Genomic DNA, 15,666 nt, shown 5'->3' with positions numbered 1-15,666 from the left:
TCCGGGCGGCCTTCTTTTTTGCAGTTTGATTACGATCGGGATGCAAGGATCATCTGATGTCCCGCGACGCCAAATCACTGACGTCAACGCTCGTGCTGTTCTACGCGATCGGCGCACTGCTTGCGCTCGGCGCCTATGCCCTGGACAGCCTCGATGATCTTGCGGTCGTCTTGACGTTCTGGCTCAGGCAAACGCTGACGTTTGTCGTCCTCGGCGTGGGTTATGGCGTCTATTACGTCATTTCGGGTTCTGCCGGTCATCGTCCAAAAGCGCCGTTGCGATTTCTGGACATCTCGTTTCTGGCCGCTGCTTCCACGCTTGGGGTTGGCATCCTCGTGCACAGCTGAGCGATCCTTGACGCGACGGCCTGACAGTCCGTTACGCCACGCAGATGTCCGGCACCGCCACCTTCTGGAACAGGTGCGGCGAGGCTACCGCCGAGGCCGGATAGGCCGAGAGCTTGGCCCTGAACTCGGGGTTCATGAAGGCGGCGCGGAAGGCGGCGGTCGATTCCCAGACCGCGTAGTTCAGATAGGCCGGGCTCTCGCCGAGCGCGCGGTGCAGCTGGGTCGAGATGAAGCCCGGCTGCCGCTTCATGATGGCGGCGTCGTCCTGCCAGGCCTTGAGAAACGTGTCCTCGTCGGCCGCATCGAGCGTGAAGAGGTTGACGAGCACGACGTTGCTGGCATCGACCGCGAGCTGGCGGTCGATCGGGAAAGCGGGGTCCAGGGGGCGCATCTGCGGCATGGTTGGCTCCGTTCGATATGGTGTTATGATGTCATTCCGGACTGATGGATACATACAGAAATTGACATCATGGTGTCAATGCGTTTATATGGTGACAAATGCCGAATGCAAAACGAACGCCGGCGGGTGAAGCCCTGAGCACCCTGATTCCCGACCTGTTCAGGCTCAACAGCCTGCTGTTCACATCAGGCGACCGGCTGGTGGCCGGGCTCGGGCTGACCAGCGCGCGCTGGCAGATCCTCGGCGCCATCGTCGCCACAGAGCGCCCGCAACCGGTCGCATGGCTGGCGCGCGACCTCGGCGCTGCCCGACAGAACGTGCAGCGGATCGTCAACGACCTCGAACGGGACGGGCTCGTCGCCTTCGAAACCAACCCGCATCACCGCCGCGCCCAGCTCGTCGTGCTGACCGCCAAGGGGCGGCAAAGCTTCGACGCGGCCATGCGCCTGCAGCTGCCTTGGGTGAACGGCCTCGCCGACGGGCTGTCGATGAAGGACCTCGAAACCGTGAGCCGGGTCGTGACGGTGCTGCGCGGCCGACTGGAGGGCGGCGAGGAACCTGACGAACGCACATGACCGCGATCGCGGCGCGCGGCCGCCGTTAGGCGGCCTTCTTTTTTGGCCAATGACATGGAGGTTTGCTAGTTACGACGGAACCGATTCTGCCCTTCGAGGACTTATCGTATGCGCGCGCTCCCGCTCCTGCTGCTCGGTCTTGCCGTCACCTCGGCGCCTGCCCTCGCCCAGATGAAGCTGCAATCGAAGGCGGCTCCCGCCAATGGCCCCGAGACGCGCTATTTCACCTCGATCGACGGCCTGATGGACGGCAATGCCGACGTCGTGCTGAAGGAAACCCGCCAGGGCAAGACCGTGACCGCGGCCGTGCTCGACGTCTGCTATCCCGCCGACAAGAGCTCCGACCGCAAGGACCGCTTCGTCGCCAACCTGACCGTCAGCGGCCAGACGCTTTCCGGCACCGCCCAGAGCGTCGCCGACAAGCAGCCGGTCACCATCAAGCTGAACCGCAAGCAAACCGGCGACGGTTTTGAGTTCCGCGGCCAGATCACGATCGGCCAGACCGTGACCGAGGTCGCCTCGACGGACAATTCCGATCTCAGCGAGAAGGAATTCCAGGACAACCAGGCCACCGAGGACGGCATCACGCCGCAGCCGAAGGATTTCACCGACGTTTCGCCGGAATCGATCGGTGTGCGGGTGAAGCTCGATGCGGCGGCGGATTTCCTCAAGAGCCTGAAAGGCGAGGCCGTCGAGATCGGCACCTCCAGCCTTGCGGTGACCTGCGATGCGATGCGCTCCGGCGAGCAGACCATCAACCTCACCGTCGATCCCGAGCACGCCGGCGCGCTGCTCGCCAAGGCGAAATCCGCGCCCGGCGTGACCGCGGCCGGCTGGACCAGCGGGGTGGTCGAGATGGACCGCACCATCCGCTTTGCTGCCGCCGATTGGCGCGAGGGCGACAAACTCAACCATGACAAGCTGGCAACCGCGATCGCGGGCGTGCTGGCGAAGACGCTTGCCGCAAAGCCCGCCTCGGCGACGTGGAACGCGAACACCGGCAAGCTCAAGCTGGTGCTGAAGCGGCCCAGCGCGATTTACCCGGCACTCGGCCTCACCCAGAATTACGAGATCACTGCCCTGGTCTCACCCGACAAGCCCGGAAGCTCTGACCGGCTGATGCTGTGGGTCTCGAGCCCCACCGTTTCGACATCGGACGACAGCGCCGGCGCCAAGCTCAATCTGTCCGACGATTCCAGCAGCGACGAGGAAGGCAGCGAGACCAGGGACGACAACGGCGCGATCGACGCGCTGCTCAAGGAGTTCAAGGGCCAGCGCTGGGACGCCGACAAGTCGGTGTGGCGGTAAGGCCGCCGCTGTCGTGAGTTAAGCCGCCTTCGTCTTCAGCGGCACGACGTTGTCGCGCACCGCCTTCGGGGTGGCGTCCGGACCGGACTGAAGCATCCCGTCGCTTCTGACGAACAATTCGGAACGAGGCTCGATCGCAGCGCGATCGAGCAGCGCCCGCAGCTCGGGACGAAGTCCGTCGCCGCGCAGCGCGGCGATCGCATCGAAGTTGCGCATGATGTTCTCCTGCGTGATCGCAATCAGATTCTCGCATTCGTCTTTCGCGAGCCACCCGCTTCCCGATTCCGCGACGACGCTCGAGAAGCCGTGCTAAGCGCCATATCGACACAGCGGAATCTCGTTTGAAACTCGATCGCTCGCCCGATCTGAAATCGGGTGGTCCGACACGCATCTCAAAATGCCTAATGCGCGCATCGACACCGCGCCGGTCGCGATGCCGGCAACACGCAAATGGAGACGAAGAGATGTCGGAGGAAAACAAGAAGGTTGTAGGCCGCTGGTTCGAGGGCTTTTGGGGAAACCCGTGGAATCCGCGCATCATCGAAGAGCTCGCGACGCCAGACATTATCGTGCACTACCCGATGCATGAGCCGAAGAAGGGCCGCGCCGCGGTCACGCAATTCATCACCGAGTTTCGTGAGGCGTTTCCGGATCTGAATTTCTGGGGCGTCGGCGATCTCGTCGCGGAAGGCGACCTCGTGGTCGGCCGCTGGGAAGGCGGCGGCACCCACACCGGGCCTGCGTTCAGCGACTTCCGGCTCGGCTCGTTGCCCGCGGCCTCCGGCCGCAAGATGACGTTCGCCGGCACCACCGTGCTGCGCGTGCAGGACGGACGGATCGCCGAGGAGCTCGGCCAGGAAGATGCGCTGACCGCCATGTTCCAGCTTGGCCTCATTCGCTTGCCTGAACAGAGCGGCTACGCCGGTTGACCGGCGGCTTCATCGACGATCGCATCACGGCTACCCGAACGCACGTTTCGTGCGTTCGGGTAACGCAATCGAACAGCTCATTGAAATCGAAGCTCTCTAACGCGCAGGCTCGCTGGACAGATTCCAATGTAGCCGCGCCCGCACGGCATCTCGCGAGGCGGTGCCGGCGCATTCTCTCCACAGCAACTCAGCATCAAGGCGGAAAAATCAGGCACGTCGTCGTGCCGTGCGCGAGCAATCTTCCCTTCCCGTCGGTGACCCTGCCTTCGGCGGTGCCGATGCGACGGCCGCAATTGAGCACCCGGCCCTCGGCCCTGATCGGACCGGTGTCGGGCGTGATCGGACGCACCAGCGAGATCTTGAACTCCAGCGTGGTCTGGCTGGTGCCGGCATCGAGCATCGACTGCACCGCAAGCCCCATGCAGCTGTCGAGCAGCGTCGCGGTGAGGCCGCCATGCACGGTGCCCGCCGGATTGAGATGCGCGTCGGTCGGCACCAGCGTGACGACAACGCGGCCGCGCTCGGCCTCGGCGACGTCATAACCGAGTGTCCGCGCGATGGTGTTGAGCGGCAATGCGCCGCTGGCGAGGCCCTGCACGAATGCGAGGCCGCTCATCTTAAGCTTCTGTTCCGCGCTAACGGTACCGTAGCTCTTGGCCATTGCCGATCTCCATCGGGGTTTATTGGATCGCGACGGTTGGCCGCTTGCGCCGCAGCGATGCGGCGGAGCGGCCGTAGAGTTTTGCGAATGCGGCATTCATGCGCCGCGCGCTGGAGAAGCCGGCGCGCTGCGCCACCAACGCAAGCGGCAGCGCGCTGCCGTCGATCAGGCGCTTGGCGCGCTGCACGCGCAGCGACAGCGCGACCTGGAGCGGCGAGGCGTCGAGATGCTCGGCGAACAGACGCGACAGATGCCGCGCGCCGACGCCGAGCCGCCCTGCCAACGCCTCGACATTGCCGCGGTCGAGCGCGCCCTCCTCGATCAGCGCCAAGGCGCGCTCGACGGTGGTCCTGGTGCCTTTCCAGGCCGGACAGAACGGTGCCGCCTCGGGACGGCAGCGCAGGCAGGGCCGGAAGCCAGCACGCTCGGCTGACGGCGCGCTGCCATAGAACCGCACATTGCGCGCGAGCGGCGTGCGCGCCCGGCAGACCGGGCGGCAATACACGCCGGTGGTCTTGACCGCGACGAACACGACGCCGTCCCAGGCCGGGTCGCGGCGCTGAAAGGCTGCATATTGTGCGGCGAAATCGAGCATGCGACCGCTATAGCCCCGCCGGCGCGCCGCGACGACCCGCTTTGCGGAGACGACGTCCGGAAACGACCGCTGTATGCGGAAGATACCCGGGCATCTACGGGGCCTGCGACCAAAAGACTTCGTGCCGCCGCAGTTCGGTCACCGAAAATTAAGGCTCGATTTAGTTTCGAGGATCATGCTTCGCGCCATCGAACACAGGTCACGCCATGCAAGACCGCGAGCCGATCAACGCTGCGAGCATCTGGCCGACAGATGTGACGGAGGGTCATTCGCCGGCACAGACGGCGGACCTCTGGGATGTCACCGGCGAGAACCACGACGCCGCCCTGCTGCTGCGGGAGCCGTTTGCCGACCGCATCGGCACCGCGCTCTTGGCAGCGACCGCACTCGCCGCAAGCTTCGTGCTGGGATGGACCGGCGGAGCCAACTGGCACGACCTTGCAGCTCCCGCCCCGGTGCCGGTGGCCCAGAAGGAAGCGCCGGCCCCGCACATTGCGGAGGTGGCGCCGAGCCGAAAGAACGAGGGCCCGCGCCGGGCCGCGTCCAACGCCGACCCCGTCGTCACCGGCAGCATTCCCAAAACCACACCGGCCAGCCCGCGCCCGCTCGCCTTGGGCGCCGCGCCGACGACCTTGAATGCACAGGCCGCCGCATTGGGGCCGAAGCAGCCGGCGGCGGCGCCGGAGACGCGGCCGAGCACCATTCCCGGATGGTCGGTGGTCGAAGTCCGCGACGGCACCGCCGTGCTCGAGGGGCCCGAGGGCGTCAAGATGGCCGCGCGCGGCGATGTCGTGCCCGGCCTCGGACGGGTCGATTCCATCGTGCGCTGGGGCAACCGCTGGATCGTCGCCACCGCAAGCGGACTGATCGCAACGCCTTGAGCGTTTTGTCTTGACGCGTTTCCTTGACGCGAACTGCCGCCCGCTTCGCTCGATAACGCTTTAGTTGCTGTTGATCACGAAACGTAGCGACTTGCTGCCGGTGAAGGTCACCTCGTCACCGTGCCGCCGCCAGCCCGTCATGTCGCCGAGCGCCGCCAGCAGATCCTTGTCGGCCTGCGCCCGCTCCGGCGTGCAGGTGCGGTTCTCCATCGCGCCGGGAACGAAGACGATGGTATTGCCGGCCACCGAGAACTGGCCCTTGCCGCCGTCGCACCACAGCTCGAGGATCACCTCGCCATTGTCGCCGACCTCGATCGAGGGAATCCGCTTGGAGCCCGGCATGCGCGCGGCGTCGAGCGTCATCACGAAGCCGAACGGGAACTCCTCCTCGGCCCGCGCCGGCCCCGCGCCGAGAGCCGCGGCAACCAGCGCCAACGCGGCGATGCCGCCGTTCAAACCTCGCCTCATCGAAACCATGCCAATCCTCGAAATGCGACGCGCAACTGCGGGCCCCTTCTATGGGAGCAGAACGCGATTGGCCAGATTGGCAACGCCGGAAAATGTGCTTGAAAAGCAAATCCCCGCGAGCTGTCCGCTCGCGGGGATTCCTGGTTCGCCAAATGCGTCGTGGCGCTATTTCAGCACCAGCATCGTGAACGGATAGACATAGGCCTGCAGGGTCACGAACAGACCGACCAGACACGCCAGCACGATCGAGTGCAGGAACACGTAGCGCAGGATCGAGCCCTCGTGGCCGTACCAGTTGGTCGCGGTCGAGGCGACCACGATCGATTGCGCGTCGATCATCTTGCCCATCACGCCGCCCGAGGAGTTCGCCGCCGCCATCAGGATCGGCGACAGGCCGAGCTGCTCGGAGGTGATCTTCTGCAGATTGCCGAACAGCACGTTCGACGCGGTATCCGATCCGGTCAGCGCCACGCCCAGCCAGCCGAGCAAGGTGCCGAAGAAGGGATAGAGCACGCCGGTCGCCGCGAAGGCGAGGCCGAGCGTGGCGTCGACGCCGGACAGCCGGGTCAGCGTGCCGATCGCCAGCATCGCCGAGATCGTGATCAGCGAGATCGCGCAGATGCGGATGGTGCGGCCATACTCGGCGATCAGCTTGAGCGGCGAGAAGCCCATCAACAGACCCGAGATGATCGCGGCGATCAGCATGCCGGTGCCGGTGAACGACAGGTAGGTGAAGCCGAACACGGCGCCTTCCGGCGTCGGCTTGGCGGCCACCGGCGGCACCTTGAAGATCAGCTTGTCGAGCTCGGGGACCGGATAGTTCCAGACGAAGTTGGCGTTCGCCCAGGCCTTGAAGGCACCGTTGCCCCAGATCAGCATCAGGATGCAGACGATGATCCACGGCAGCAGCGCGCTCCACATTTCGCCCTGGGTCAGCGGCGTCTTGTCGAGCGGAGGTGCGGCGGCCATCGTCGCCGCCGATTCATCGCGGCCGCGCAGCGCCGGCGACAGCCAGAGCTGCCGCGGCTGCCAGACCTTCAGGAACAAGATCAGGGCGCCCATCGAAATCAGCGAGGCGCCGATGTCGACAATCCAGGGATTGATGTAGTTCGAGATCACGAATTGCGGGACCGCAAACGACACGCCGGTGACCAGGATCGCTGGCCATACCTCCTTCATGCCGCGCCAGCCGGCAAACGCCCACACCACCCAGAACGGCACGATCAGCGAGAACAGCGGCAGCTGCCGGCCGACCATCGCGCCGAGGATGTAGGGGTCGAGCCCGGTGACCGAGGCGAGGCCCTGGATCGGCGTGCCGAGCGCACCGTAGGCAACGGGTGCCGTGTTGGCGATCAGCGACAGGCCGGACGCAGCGAGCGGCGAGAAGCCGAGCCCGATCAGCACCGCGCCGGTGATCGCGACCGGCGTGCCGAACCCGGAGGCGCCCTCGAAGAAGGCGCCGAACGAGAACGCGATCAACAGCAGCTGCAACCGCCGGTCCTCGGTGACGCCGCCGACCGCGCGCTTGAGCAGCTCGAACTTCCCGCACCTCACCGTGACCTGGTAGAGGAAGATGACGTTGAGCACGATCCAGCCGATCGGGAAGAACCCGGTGATCACGCCGAGCAGGGTGGCGCGGATCGACATGTTGGCCGGCATGGTGAAGACGAAGATCGTGATCAGGTTGGTCACGATCACGGCGATGATGGCCGCAATGTGCGCCTTCACCTTGCCGCTGGCGATCAGCACCAGCAGCGTGACCACGGGAATGGCGGCCGCGACCGTCGACAGCGCCGCATTGCCCAGCGGGTTGTAGATTTGATTCCAGGTGTTCATCTCGGGATCCTTCCCACATTATTATGCAGCGCGCCGGCCTGCATGTGGGCAGGCGCGACTGGTGCGATTGCGGGAGTCCGTCGGAAAATCTGCAGCCCCGGCTCGCGAATGAACGATCGGTAAGGATCGCTCACATCCTCGCGAAAAATCGAAGGTCCCCCGCCCCTCGCCGTTGTCCTCATGCTAGGATTGACTCGATTGCCGGGACAAGCCAACGCTTGCATGCCAGAACTACGACTTTAGTCGAGGACTACCCCGATTGTCCCGATTCTTCAGGCCTTTGCGGCCCCTTCCCCGGAGACGATAATCTGTGAACAACATTCGCTCGACGCTCGCGACGGTGTGGCGCATCGCCTCGCCTTATTTCAACTCCGAGGACAAATGGGCCGGCCGGGGGCTGCTTGCGGCGGTCATCGCGATCGAACTGGCGATCGTGGGCATCAACGTTCTGATCACGCAGTGGAACAACCGCTTCTACAACGCGCTGCAGGAACGCAATTGGGATTCCTTCGTCAGCGAGATCATCTATTTCTGCGTCGTCGTCGCGTTCTTCATCCTGCTGGCGGTCTACCAGCTCTACCTCAATCAATGGCTGCAGATCCGCTGGCGGCAATGGATGACCACACACTATCTTGGGGACTGGCTGCATCAGGCCAATCACTACAGGATGCAGCTCCAGGGCGACGCTGCCGACAACCCCGACCAGCGCATGACCGACGACGTCAAGCTGTTCGTCGATCGCACGCTCACGCTCGGCCTCGGCCTGTTGAGCTCGGTCGTCACGCTGGCGTCCTTTCTCACCCTGCTGTGGGGCCTTTCCAATGAGGCGCCGCTGCATTTGTTCGGCACGGAATATTCAATTCCCGGCTACCTTGTCTGGTGCGCGCTGATCTACTCGGTGCTCGGCACCGTGCTGACCCATCTGATCGGCTGGCCGCTGGTCGGCATCGATTTCAAGCAGCAGCAATATGAAGCCGATTTCCGCTTCAACCTGGTGCGCGTGCGGGAAAACTCCGAGCAGATCGCGCTGCTGCAGGGCGAACCGGCCGAGCGCGAGCGCCTGCGCGTTCGCTTCGGACGCGTGGTGGAGAACTGGATCGCCCTCATGAACCGGACCAAGAAGATCACCGCGTTCACGGCGAGCTATAATCAGGCCTCGGTGATCTTCCCTTATGTGCTGGTGGCGCCGGCCTACTTTGCGCAAAAGATCCAGCTCGGCGGCATGATGCAGACCGCATCGGCGTTTTCGAACGTCCAGGGCGCGTTCTCGTACTTCGTCAGCATCTATCGTCAACTGGCCGAATGGCAGGCCGTGGTGAACCGGCTCGATGGATTCGAGGCAGGGATCGCGGCGGCATCAAACCTCGCCAAGCGCGACGACCGAATTCATGTCACGGCGACGCCGGGCGACGGCGCCGTCAGCCTAGAAAACCTAGTGCTGCGGCTGCCGGACGGCACGCCGCTGCTGAACGCGGACCGGTTCGGCTTCCGCAAGGGCGAGCGCACGCTGATGACCGGCCCCTCCGGCGCCGGCAAGTCGACGCTATTCCGCGCGATCGCCGGCATCTGGCCGTTCGGCGACGGCGCGGTCGAGATCCCGGCCAATGCCAGCCTGATGATGCTGCCGCAACGTCCCTATCTGCCGATCGGCTCGCTGCATGACGCCGTCGTCTATCCGGGCGAGGCCAGGCAATTCGATGCGGGACGGGTCCGCGAGGTTCTCACCGCCGTCGGGCTGCCGCAGCTTGCGTCGCGGCTCGAGGAACAGGCGCACTGGAACCGGATGCTGTCGCTCGGCGAGCAGCAGCGGCTCGGCATCGCACGGGCGCTGCTGCATGCGCCGCAATTCCTGTTCCTGGACGAGGCGACGGCCTCGCTCGACGAGCCGGCGGAAGCTGCGCTGTACAGGCTGATTGCCGAAAGGTTGCCCGGCACCACGGTGGTTTCGATCGGCCACCGCTCGACGCTCGACACCTTCCATCAGCGCAATGTCACGCTGGTCCGCGACGGCGACCGCTTCATCCTGCGCGACGCGGTCAAGGTCGCCGCGTCGTAAACGGCATTAGGGGTCAGCCGCGGCCACGGCTTGCCGCTGACCCCGGCGGGGGCAGCCCACAGGTCTCGCGAGCGCCTTTAGCTATTGTCCGCCTTGTGCCGATCAGACCTGGCCGGCCAAAAACAAAAGGGCGGCAGATTGCTCTGCCGCCCCTCGATCCCCGGAGGAGAGATTACTTCAGGTTGGACATCGCGGTCAGGTCGACCGAGAGCTTGGCGATGCCGGCCGCGCCGCACCAGTTGGAGCTCGTGCCACCCGGATTGATCGGGGTGACGGCAGTGGTTCCGCCCGCGGTGAAGTCGCTGGTGAAGGCGCTGCAATCACCCTTCGACATGTCGGTGTCGGAGTAGCGCAGATCGAGCGTGAACACCTTGTAGGTGAAGCCGATGCCGATGTTCCAGGTGTTGTAGTCGGCATACTTGATGCCGTTCGGAAACGCCGGGACGCCGTAGAAGCTGTCGGAGGTGCCGAGCCACTGCCGGCCGAACTCACCCGACACGTACATGCCGACGCCGCTGCTGCCGAACACGGTGCTCGGCGCAGTGTACTTGCCGATGATCGAGGAGTAGTTGCCCCAGGCGCCGGTGTTGAGGAAGTTCGGCGAGTAGTATTCGTTGATGGTGAACGCCCAGTTGTCGTTGATGGTCCAGGTCGCCTTGCCATAGACTTCGAAGAACGAGACGTCCTTCTTCATGACGGCGAGGTTGGTGAGGGTGTTGGCCTGGCAGTCGGCGCTCAGCGGATTGCCGGCGAAGTCGGCCACCGCACCGCCGCCGTAGTAGCAGGTCCCGCCCGGATACAGGTAACCCCAGACACCGATGTCGAAGGCGAAGGCGCCGAAGGTCGGGCGGATACCGCCGTAGACGTCGACTTCAGCCGCGGCGCGGTTGGCGAAGGAGATGCTTTCGGTCGACGTACCGACGTAGAGCTGCAGGTCCTTGCTGACGTTGTAGCGCGGCTCGAAATAGGCGGTGACCGACGGATTGTGGTTGGACTGGGTGACGCCGCGGAAGATGTAGTCGCTCATGATGCCGGCGCCAAAGGCGATGTCCCAAGGATCGAAGGGAGCCGGCGGCGGCGCCTTGACGGCCTTCACCGCCATGTCAGCTGCCATTGCCGAGCTCGAAATCATTGCTAGCGCCGTTGCTAACAAAGCCAGTTTCTTCATGACGATCCCCATCTACCTGTTCAGACAGCCCAGCTCCGGTGGCCCCCCAGGGCGCGCGATAACGGACTGCAACTAAATCGCGTGTGGCCAATCTGAGGCTCATGCACGGTACCGTGAAGCCAAAAAGACATGCATGTGCCGCCTTTTTAGGCGTTCTAGCCATCTTGCCGCATGTTGACTTGCCGGTGTTGCATTTGCACCACAATACCGCTGCTCTCGCACCGGTTGAACGTGTCCATCCGGACCGGGAAACGGCAACAGCCGGCTCGGCGGGAGAGCATCGGCGCGAATCGCCGTGCCCGTAAAAGCACGGATTATCGTCGCACCTACGGAAGAAGCCGCAGCGTGGCGCGCTGCGGCTTCGATCAGTTGAACCTCGGCAATGTGGCAGCGGCCTAGAGCATTTTTGGTTCTGATTGAATCAGAACCGAAGCTCTAGATTCTTGTTTTGACGCGTTTTCTTCACGCGAACCGGTGCCCACTTCGCTCGAAAACGCTCTAGTGGTGCTCGCCCCCGTCGGCCGACCCGGCAATCCAGCCCGGCGCCGGTTCGTGGCTCGGTGTGGCCCAGCTCGGCGCCGGCTGCGGCTCGGGCGCCGGAGGTGCTGCGACCGGAGCGGCCGGCTTCGGCGCGGCAGCCTTCTTCGGAGCAGCGGCCTTCTTCGGCGCGCTCTTCTTGGCAGCGGCTTTCTTCGCAGCCTTCTTCGGCGCAGCCTTCTTGGCGGCTTTCTTTGCCGTTTTCTTTGCAGCTTTCTTGGCCGACTTCTTCGCCGATTTCTTTGCAGCCTTCTTGGCGGATTTCTTCGCAGCCTTCTTGGCCGACTTCTTCGCGGACCTCTTCTTCGCCGCTACCACCTTCTTGGCCTTTTTGGCCTTCTTGCTTTTCTTCGCCTTCTTCGACTTCGCCATCGTGGTCCTCCTGTTGCCGCTATCTGAGTCCACCGGGCGTATTGAAGTGATCGCTTGCCGGACGTTGGCTGCACCTCGAAGAGAGGCACCCTCCACTTCGCTTGTCGGGCATGATGGCCGCGCGATCGCTTCGCGTCTGTGGCAAGGAAGCGCCGGTCCTTCACGTTGCGTCAGGGCAAGGCTGAGGTCCGGATCATGCTCGAGTGGCAGTCGATCAATTCAATCCTGGCCGGGGACCTCCTGTCGCCCAATCGAGAAGCTCAATCGTGTGCACCACAGGAACTGACGTACCGCCGGCAATCTGAACCATGCAGCCAATATTGCCCGCAGCGATCATGTCCGGTTTGACAAGCGCAATATTGGCGACCTTCCGATCGCGCAATCTGCTCGCAATGTCGGGCTGGAGAATGTTGTAGGTCCCCGCCGAACCGCAACACAAATGGCTCTCGGGCACATCTTTCACCACGAATCCATTCTTGGAAAGCAATTCTTTCGGAAGTTGAGTGATTTTCTGTCCATGCTGCAACGAACAAGCGGAGTGATAGGCGACGGTGACGTCGCCTTTCTGTATTGAAGGCGCGAGCTCGAGGCCAGCGAGATACTCGGTGATATCCTTTGCCAGCGCCGAGATTCGCTTGGCCGGCTCCGCGAATGTTTTGTCCTCGCGCAGCAGGTAGCCGTAGTCTTTGACAACTGTCCCACAGCCCGAGGTCGTCACCAGGATGGCGTCGAGCCCGTTCTGGTCCGCTTCCCTTTGCCACACCGTGATGTTGGCCCGCGCGCGCGCCAGCGCGTCGCCGTCCTGTCCCATGTGATGGGTCAACGCGCCGCAGCATTGCTCGTCCTTGACCAGCACCACCTCGACGCCGTGCCTGGTCAGGACATTGATCGCGGCCTGATTGATGCGTGGCGCCAGCACCTGCTGGGCGCAGCCCTGCAGCAGCGCGACCCGGCCGCGCCGCCGGCCGATCGGCGCAAACACGGTTCCCGCAGCCGGCCCCGGTTGCGGCAGGCCGCGCGGCGCGAGCGCCAGCATCGCCTTGATCCGCCGCAGCAGACCCGGGCTCGACGCACCGACCGATGGCGTCGGCAGCAATGCGGCGAACGGACGGGCGAGCCCGGCCAGGATCATGCTGATCCGGAATAGGCCCGGCCGCGGCAGCACGAGGGCGAGTACCCACCGCAGCAGCCGCTCGGTCAGCGGTCTCTGGTAATCCCGCTCGATCCGGACCCGGGCCTGGTCGACGAGGTGCATGTAGTTCACGCCCGACGGACAGGTGGTCATGCAGGCGAGGCACGACAGGCAGCGGTCGATATGCTTGACCACGTCGGCCGTCGGCGGCTTGTCTTTCTCCAGCATCTCCTTGATCAGGTAGATGCGGCCGCGCGGGCTATCGAGCTCGTCGCCGAGCAGCACATAGGTCGGGCAGGTCGCGGTGCAGAAGCCGCAATGCACGCAGGCGCGCAGGATCTTGTCGGCTTCCTTGATGTCGGGATCGGCGAGCTGCGCCAGGGAAAACTCGGTCTTCATGCAGCCCCGCCTCGCATCATCCGGCCGCGGTTGAGGACGGACCTCGGATCGAAGCTCGCCCGGACCCGTTCACCGAGCGCGGCAAGCCCGGCCGCCTGCGGCTGGAACACATCGACCGCCCGGCGCACATCCTCGGTGGCGCGGATCAGGGTGGCGTGTCCGCCAATCGCCTCGACCTGGCCGCGGACCAGCGTGGCCTGGGCGTCGGCGCCCGGCGGCACCGCGGCCCAGATCAGCCCCCCGCCCCAGTCGTAGATCACGTCGCCGCCGGTGGCGCGCGACAACGCCTGGCCCAGCGCGCCGCCAGAGGCCGGCGGGCAAACGATACGCCACACCGGCCAGGCCCCGAGCGCGCCGTTCGCCGCGAACGGCACCACGTCGCGCAGCGCACTCCAGATTGCGGCCGACCCGTCGTCGGCGAGGCTGTCGACCGTTCCATAGGACGAGAGCGTCTGGCTCAGCGAGGCCGCCCGATGTGCCGCCGACGCCGAAATCCCCTCGAGCCGCACCAGCGTGACCGGCTGGCCTGAGGCTGCAAGGCCGGCCAGCGCGCCGCCCCCGGTCCGCAACGCCGAACCCGGCAGATGCGCGGCGCCGGAGACGTCGAAGGGCGAACCCAGCGCCGCCGTCATCGCCTTGTTGGCGGTGACGTCGTCGAGCCCGCGCAGCAGCAGCGTCCGCTCGGCTTCCGGCTTCGGCATGACCTTAAGCGTGACCTCGGTCATGACCGCGAGCGTGCCCCAGGAGCCGGTCAGCAGCTTGCAGAGATCGTAGCCGGTGACGTTCTTCACCACCCGCCCGCCGGTCTTGAAGCTGTCACCGAACCCGGACACCGCGTGCGCCCCAAGCAGATGATCCCTGATACCGCCGGCCTTGATGCGGCGGGGACCAGCCAGTCCGGCGCCGATCATGCCTCCGATCGTGCCGGCGCCCGCGGTGCCGAGCAGCACCGAGGTGTCCATCGGCTCGAAGGCGAATTGCTGGTTCTTGGCGTCGATCAGGGATTGCACGTCGGCGAGCGGCGCGCCGGCCTGCACGGTGATGATCAGCTCGTTCGGCTCATAGGAGGTGACCGCATTCAGCGCCGAGACGTCGAGCAGCGCATTGGTCGCCATCGGATGGCCGATGGCGCGCTTCGATCCATGTCCAATGACCTCAAGCGGCTGCTCGCTGGCGACCGCCGCGCGCACCACTTCCTCGACGTCTTTTGCGTCTCTGACCTTGAGCGTATCCACGCCATAGCCGGTAGCCAAATTCGGCTCCGAAATCAAATGCGCGCGCCGAACAAATTTCTGAATGCGAGGAGTCCGGCGTCGGTGATTTCGACGGAGCGGCCCTGCGGCCGGCGCCGGATCCAGTCCCGTTGCAATGCAAGGTCGGCAACCGCAGCCCCCGCCCGCCCGGCCAGATGCGGACGCCGCTCGCTCCAGTCGAGACAGGGCCGGCACAAGATCCGCCGGCTCCGCGCCGGCGAACGCAGGTCGATGCCGAGATCGCCGAGAAAAGCACGGCCGCAAGCAGTCAGCTCGCCGGCCTCATGGTCGAGATTGAGATGGCCGCGATCCCGCATCGCGTCGGTGACGGCGACGCCGAGCTCGCCGGCAAGGTGGTCGTAGCAGGTCCGAGCCCGGCGCATCTCGGGATCGATGCGCGGCGGCGGCCGGGACGGCTGCGGATCGATCGCGGCAACCGTCATCATGCCCTCGAGCATCTGCGCAACCAGCGGCGTAGCCAGCCGGTAGAAGCGGCGCGGACCACGCCGCTCGACCTTGAGCAGCGCCCGCTCGACCATGCGCGAAAGGTGCCAGCTCGCGGTCTGGGGCGTCACGCCCGCGACCAGCGCCAGTTCGCTCGCAGTCTGCGGGCGTCCGTCCATCAGCCGCGACAGGATGCTGGCACGGCCGGGATCGGCGATCAGCCCGGCGAGTTCGGCAAGCTCCGGTGCGATGGTCTGCATGGCCGGCTCCGCATCGATCGAAATATGCCTCTTGCGCTTGTCGCA

Annotated in this window: 17 protein-coding genes; 6 read left to right on the top strand and 11 right to left on the bottom strand. The window is 65.0% G+C overall.

Going from position 1 to position 15,666, the window contains the following annotated elements:
- Positions 1-56: 56 nt before the first annotated feature.
- Positions 57-347, top strand: coding sequence for a hypothetical protein (locus ACVMB1_RS40215; RefSeq protein WP_076827527.1), 291 nt, complete (start codon positions 57-59; stop codon positions 345-347).
- A 31-nt stretch (positions 348-378) separates the two neighbouring features.
- Here ACVMB1_RS40215 and ACVMB1_RS40210 read toward each other — a convergent pair whose 3' ends face one another.
- The gene (locus ACVMB1_RS40210) at positions 379-747 is read right to left on the bottom strand and encodes an antibiotic biosynthesis monooxygenase family protein (protein ID WP_076827529.1); all 369 of its coding nucleotides are present in this window, start codon (positions 745-747) and stop codon (positions 379-381) included.
- Between the two features lie 98 nt (positions 748-845).
- Between ACVMB1_RS40210 and ACVMB1_RS40205 the strand changes: the two genes are divergently transcribed.
- Positions 846-1,322, top strand: a complete 477-nt coding sequence (locus ACVMB1_RS40205) for a MarR family winged helix-turn-helix transcriptional regulator (RefSeq protein WP_057018090.1) — start codon at positions 846-848, stop codon at positions 1,320-1,322.
- A gap of 108 nt (positions 1,323-1,430) precedes the next feature.
- On the top strand, positions 1,431-2,630 hold the full coding sequence (locus tag ACVMB1_RS40200) for a hypothetical protein (RefSeq protein WP_076827531.1): 1,200 nt from the start codon (positions 1,431-1,433) through the stop codon (positions 2,628-2,630).
- An 18-nt stretch (positions 2,631-2,648) separates the two neighbouring features.
- On the opposite strand, the gene ACVMB1_RS40195 is transcribed toward ACVMB1_RS40200, so the two are convergent.
- A complete protein-coding gene (locus ACVMB1_RS40195) occupies positions 2,649-2,846 on the bottom strand; it encodes a hypothetical protein (protein ID WP_076827533.1) in 198 nt (65 codons plus the stop codon).
- A 248-nt stretch (positions 2,847-3,094) separates the two neighbouring features.
- On the opposite strand from ACVMB1_RS40195, the gene ACVMB1_RS40190 reads away from it, so the two are divergent.
- A complete protein-coding gene (locus tag ACVMB1_RS40190) occupies positions 3,095-3,559 on the top strand; it encodes an ester cyclase (protein ID WP_076827536.1) in 465 nt (154 codons plus the stop codon).
- A 193-nt stretch (positions 3,560-3,752) separates the two neighbouring features.
- On the opposite strand, the gene ACVMB1_RS40185 is transcribed toward ACVMB1_RS40190, so the two are convergent.
- Positions 3,753-4,220, bottom strand: coding sequence for a PaaI family thioesterase (locus tag ACVMB1_RS40185; protein ID WP_076827538.1), 468 nt, complete (start codon positions 4,218-4,220; stop codon positions 3,753-3,755).
- 19 nt (positions 4,221-4,239) lie between these two features.
- Positions 4,240-4,815 (bottom strand): bifunctional transcriptional activator/DNA repair enzyme AdaA, encoded by a 576-nt coding sequence (locus ACVMB1_RS40180; protein ID WP_076827540.1) that lies wholly within the window; start codon positions 4,813-4,815, stop codon positions 4,240-4,242.
- Between the two features lie 206 nt (positions 4,816-5,021).
- Here ACVMB1_RS40180 and ACVMB1_RS40175 point away from each other — a divergent pair, with 206 nt between their 5' ends.
- Positions 5,022-5,696: a hypothetical protein gene (locus ACVMB1_RS40175; protein ID WP_076827542.1), complete on the top strand. Its 675-nt coding sequence runs from the start codon at positions 5,022-5,024 to the stop codon at positions 5,694-5,696.
- Positions 5,697-5,756: 60 nt separating this feature from the next.
- Here the strand turns inward: ACVMB1_RS40175 and ACVMB1_RS40170 are convergent, their stop codons facing one another.
- Positions 5,757-6,173: an META domain-containing protein gene (locus tag ACVMB1_RS40170; RefSeq protein ID WP_076827544.1), complete on the bottom strand. Its 417-nt coding sequence runs from the start codon at positions 6,171-6,173 to the stop codon at positions 5,757-5,759.
- Positions 6,174-6,329: 156 nt separating this feature from the next.
- On the bottom strand, positions 6,330-8,000 hold the full coding sequence (locus ACVMB1_RS40165) for an L-lactate permease (RefSeq protein ID WP_038380167.1): 1,671 nt from the start codon (positions 7,998-8,000) through the stop codon (positions 6,330-6,332).
- Positions 8,001-8,310: 310 nt separating this feature from the next.
- Here ACVMB1_RS40165 and ACVMB1_RS40160 point away from each other — a divergent pair, with 310 nt between their 5' ends.
- Positions 8,311-10,056: an ABC transporter ATP-binding protein/permease gene (locus ACVMB1_RS40160; protein WP_057018098.1), complete on the top strand. Its 1,746-nt coding sequence runs from the start codon at positions 8,311-8,313 to the stop codon at positions 10,054-10,056.
- A 172-nt stretch (positions 10,057-10,228) separates the two neighbouring features.
- On the opposite strand, the gene ACVMB1_RS40155 is transcribed toward ACVMB1_RS40160, so the two are convergent.
- The 5 genes from ACVMB1_RS40155 to ACVMB1_RS40135 all read right to left on the bottom strand — a co-directional run bounded on the left by ACVMB1_RS40155 (position 10,229) and on the right by ACVMB1_RS40135 (position 15,621).
- On the bottom strand, positions 10,229-11,224 hold the full coding sequence (locus ACVMB1_RS40155) for a TorF family putative porin (protein ID WP_057018099.1): 996 nt from the start codon (positions 11,222-11,224) through the stop codon (positions 10,229-10,231).
- A gap of 498 nt (positions 11,225-11,722) precedes the next feature.
- The gene (locus ACVMB1_RS40150) at positions 11,723-12,133 is read right to left on the bottom strand and encodes a histone (protein ID WP_076827546.1); all 411 of its coding nucleotides are present in this window, start codon (positions 12,131-12,133) and stop codon (positions 11,723-11,725) included.
- A gap of 214 nt (positions 12,134-12,347) precedes the next feature.
- A complete protein-coding gene (gene glcF, locus ACVMB1_RS40145; protein WP_076827548.1) occupies positions 12,348-13,664 on the bottom strand; it encodes a glycolate oxidase subunit GlcF in 1,317 nt (438 codons plus the stop codon).
- On the bottom strand, positions 13,661-14,899 hold the full coding sequence (locus ACVMB1_RS40140; protein WP_076827749.1) for an FAD-binding protein: 1,239 nt from the start codon (positions 14,897-14,899) through the stop codon (positions 13,661-13,663). The genes glcF and ACVMB1_RS40140 overlap by 4 nt, the downstream gene beginning before the upstream one ends.
- A gap of 32 nt (positions 14,900-14,931) precedes the next feature.
- On the bottom strand, positions 14,932-15,621 hold the full coding sequence (locus ACVMB1_RS40135) for an ArsR/SmtB family transcription factor (RefSeq protein WP_244558800.1): 690 nt from the start codon (positions 15,619-15,621) through the stop codon (positions 14,932-14,934).
- Positions 15,622-15,666: the final 45 nt, after the last annotated feature.

Source organism: Bradyrhizobium sp. USDA 4504, assembly GCF_054063995.1.
This window is presented reverse-complemented; position numbering and strand designations above follow the sequence as displayed.

Bases quoted from the DNA above. Each gene is read 5' to 3' on its own strand.
- ACVMB1_RS40215 (WP_076827527.1), top strand. From the start codon at position 57: ATGTCCCGCGACGCCAAATCACTGACGTCAACGCTCGTGCTGTTCTAC.
- ACVMB1_RS40210 (WP_076827529.1), bottom strand. From the start codon at position 747: ATGCCGCAGATGCGCCCCCTGGACCCCGCTTTCCCGATCGACCGCCAG.
- ACVMB1_RS40205 (WP_057018090.1), top strand. From the start codon at position 846: ATGCCGAATGCAAAACGAACGCCGGCGGGTGAAGCCCTGAGCACCCTG.
- ACVMB1_RS40200 (WP_076827531.1), top strand. From the start codon at position 1,431: ATGCGCGCGCTCCCGCTCCTGCTGCTCGGTCTTGCCGTCACCTCGGCG.
- ACVMB1_RS40195 (WP_076827533.1), bottom strand. From the start codon at position 2,846: ATGCGCAACTTCGATGCGATCGCCGCGCTGCGCGGCGACGGACTTCGT.
- ACVMB1_RS40190 (WP_076827536.1), top strand. From the start codon at position 3,095: ATGTCGGAGGAAAACAAGAAGGTTGTAGGCCGCTGGTTCGAGGGCTTT.
- ACVMB1_RS40185 (WP_076827538.1), bottom strand. From the start codon at position 4,220: ATGGCCAAGAGCTACGGTACCGTTAGCGCGGAACAGAAGCTTAAGATG.
- ACVMB1_RS40180 (WP_076827540.1), bottom strand. From the start codon at position 4,815: ATGCTCGATTTCGCCGCACAATATGCAGCCTTTCAGCGCCGCGACCCG.
- ACVMB1_RS40175 (WP_076827542.1), top strand. From the start codon at position 5,022: ATGCAAGACCGCGAGCCGATCAACGCTGCGAGCATCTGGCCGACAGAT.
- ACVMB1_RS40170 (WP_076827544.1), bottom strand. From the start codon at position 6,173: ATGGTTTCGATGAGGCGAGGTTTGAACGGCGGCATCGCCGCGTTGGCG.
- ACVMB1_RS40165 (WP_038380167.1), bottom strand. From the start codon at position 8,000: ATGAACACCTGGAATCAAATCTACAACCCGCTGGGCAATGCGGCGCTG.
- ACVMB1_RS40155 (WP_057018099.1), bottom strand. From the start codon at position 11,224: ATGAAGAAACTGGCTTTGTTAGCAACGGCGCTAGCAATGATTTCGAGC.
- ACVMB1_RS40150 (WP_076827546.1), bottom strand. From the start codon at position 12,133: ATGGCGAAGTCGAAGAAGGCGAAGAAAAGCAAGAAGGCCAAAAAGGCC.
- glcF (WP_076827548.1), bottom strand. From the start codon at position 13,664: ATGAAGACCGAGTTTTCCCTGGCGCAGCTCGCCGATCCCGACATCAAG.
- ACVMB1_RS40135 (WP_244558800.1), bottom strand. From the start codon at position 15,621: ATGCAGACCATCGCACCGGAGCTTGCCGAACTCGCCGGGCTGATCGCC.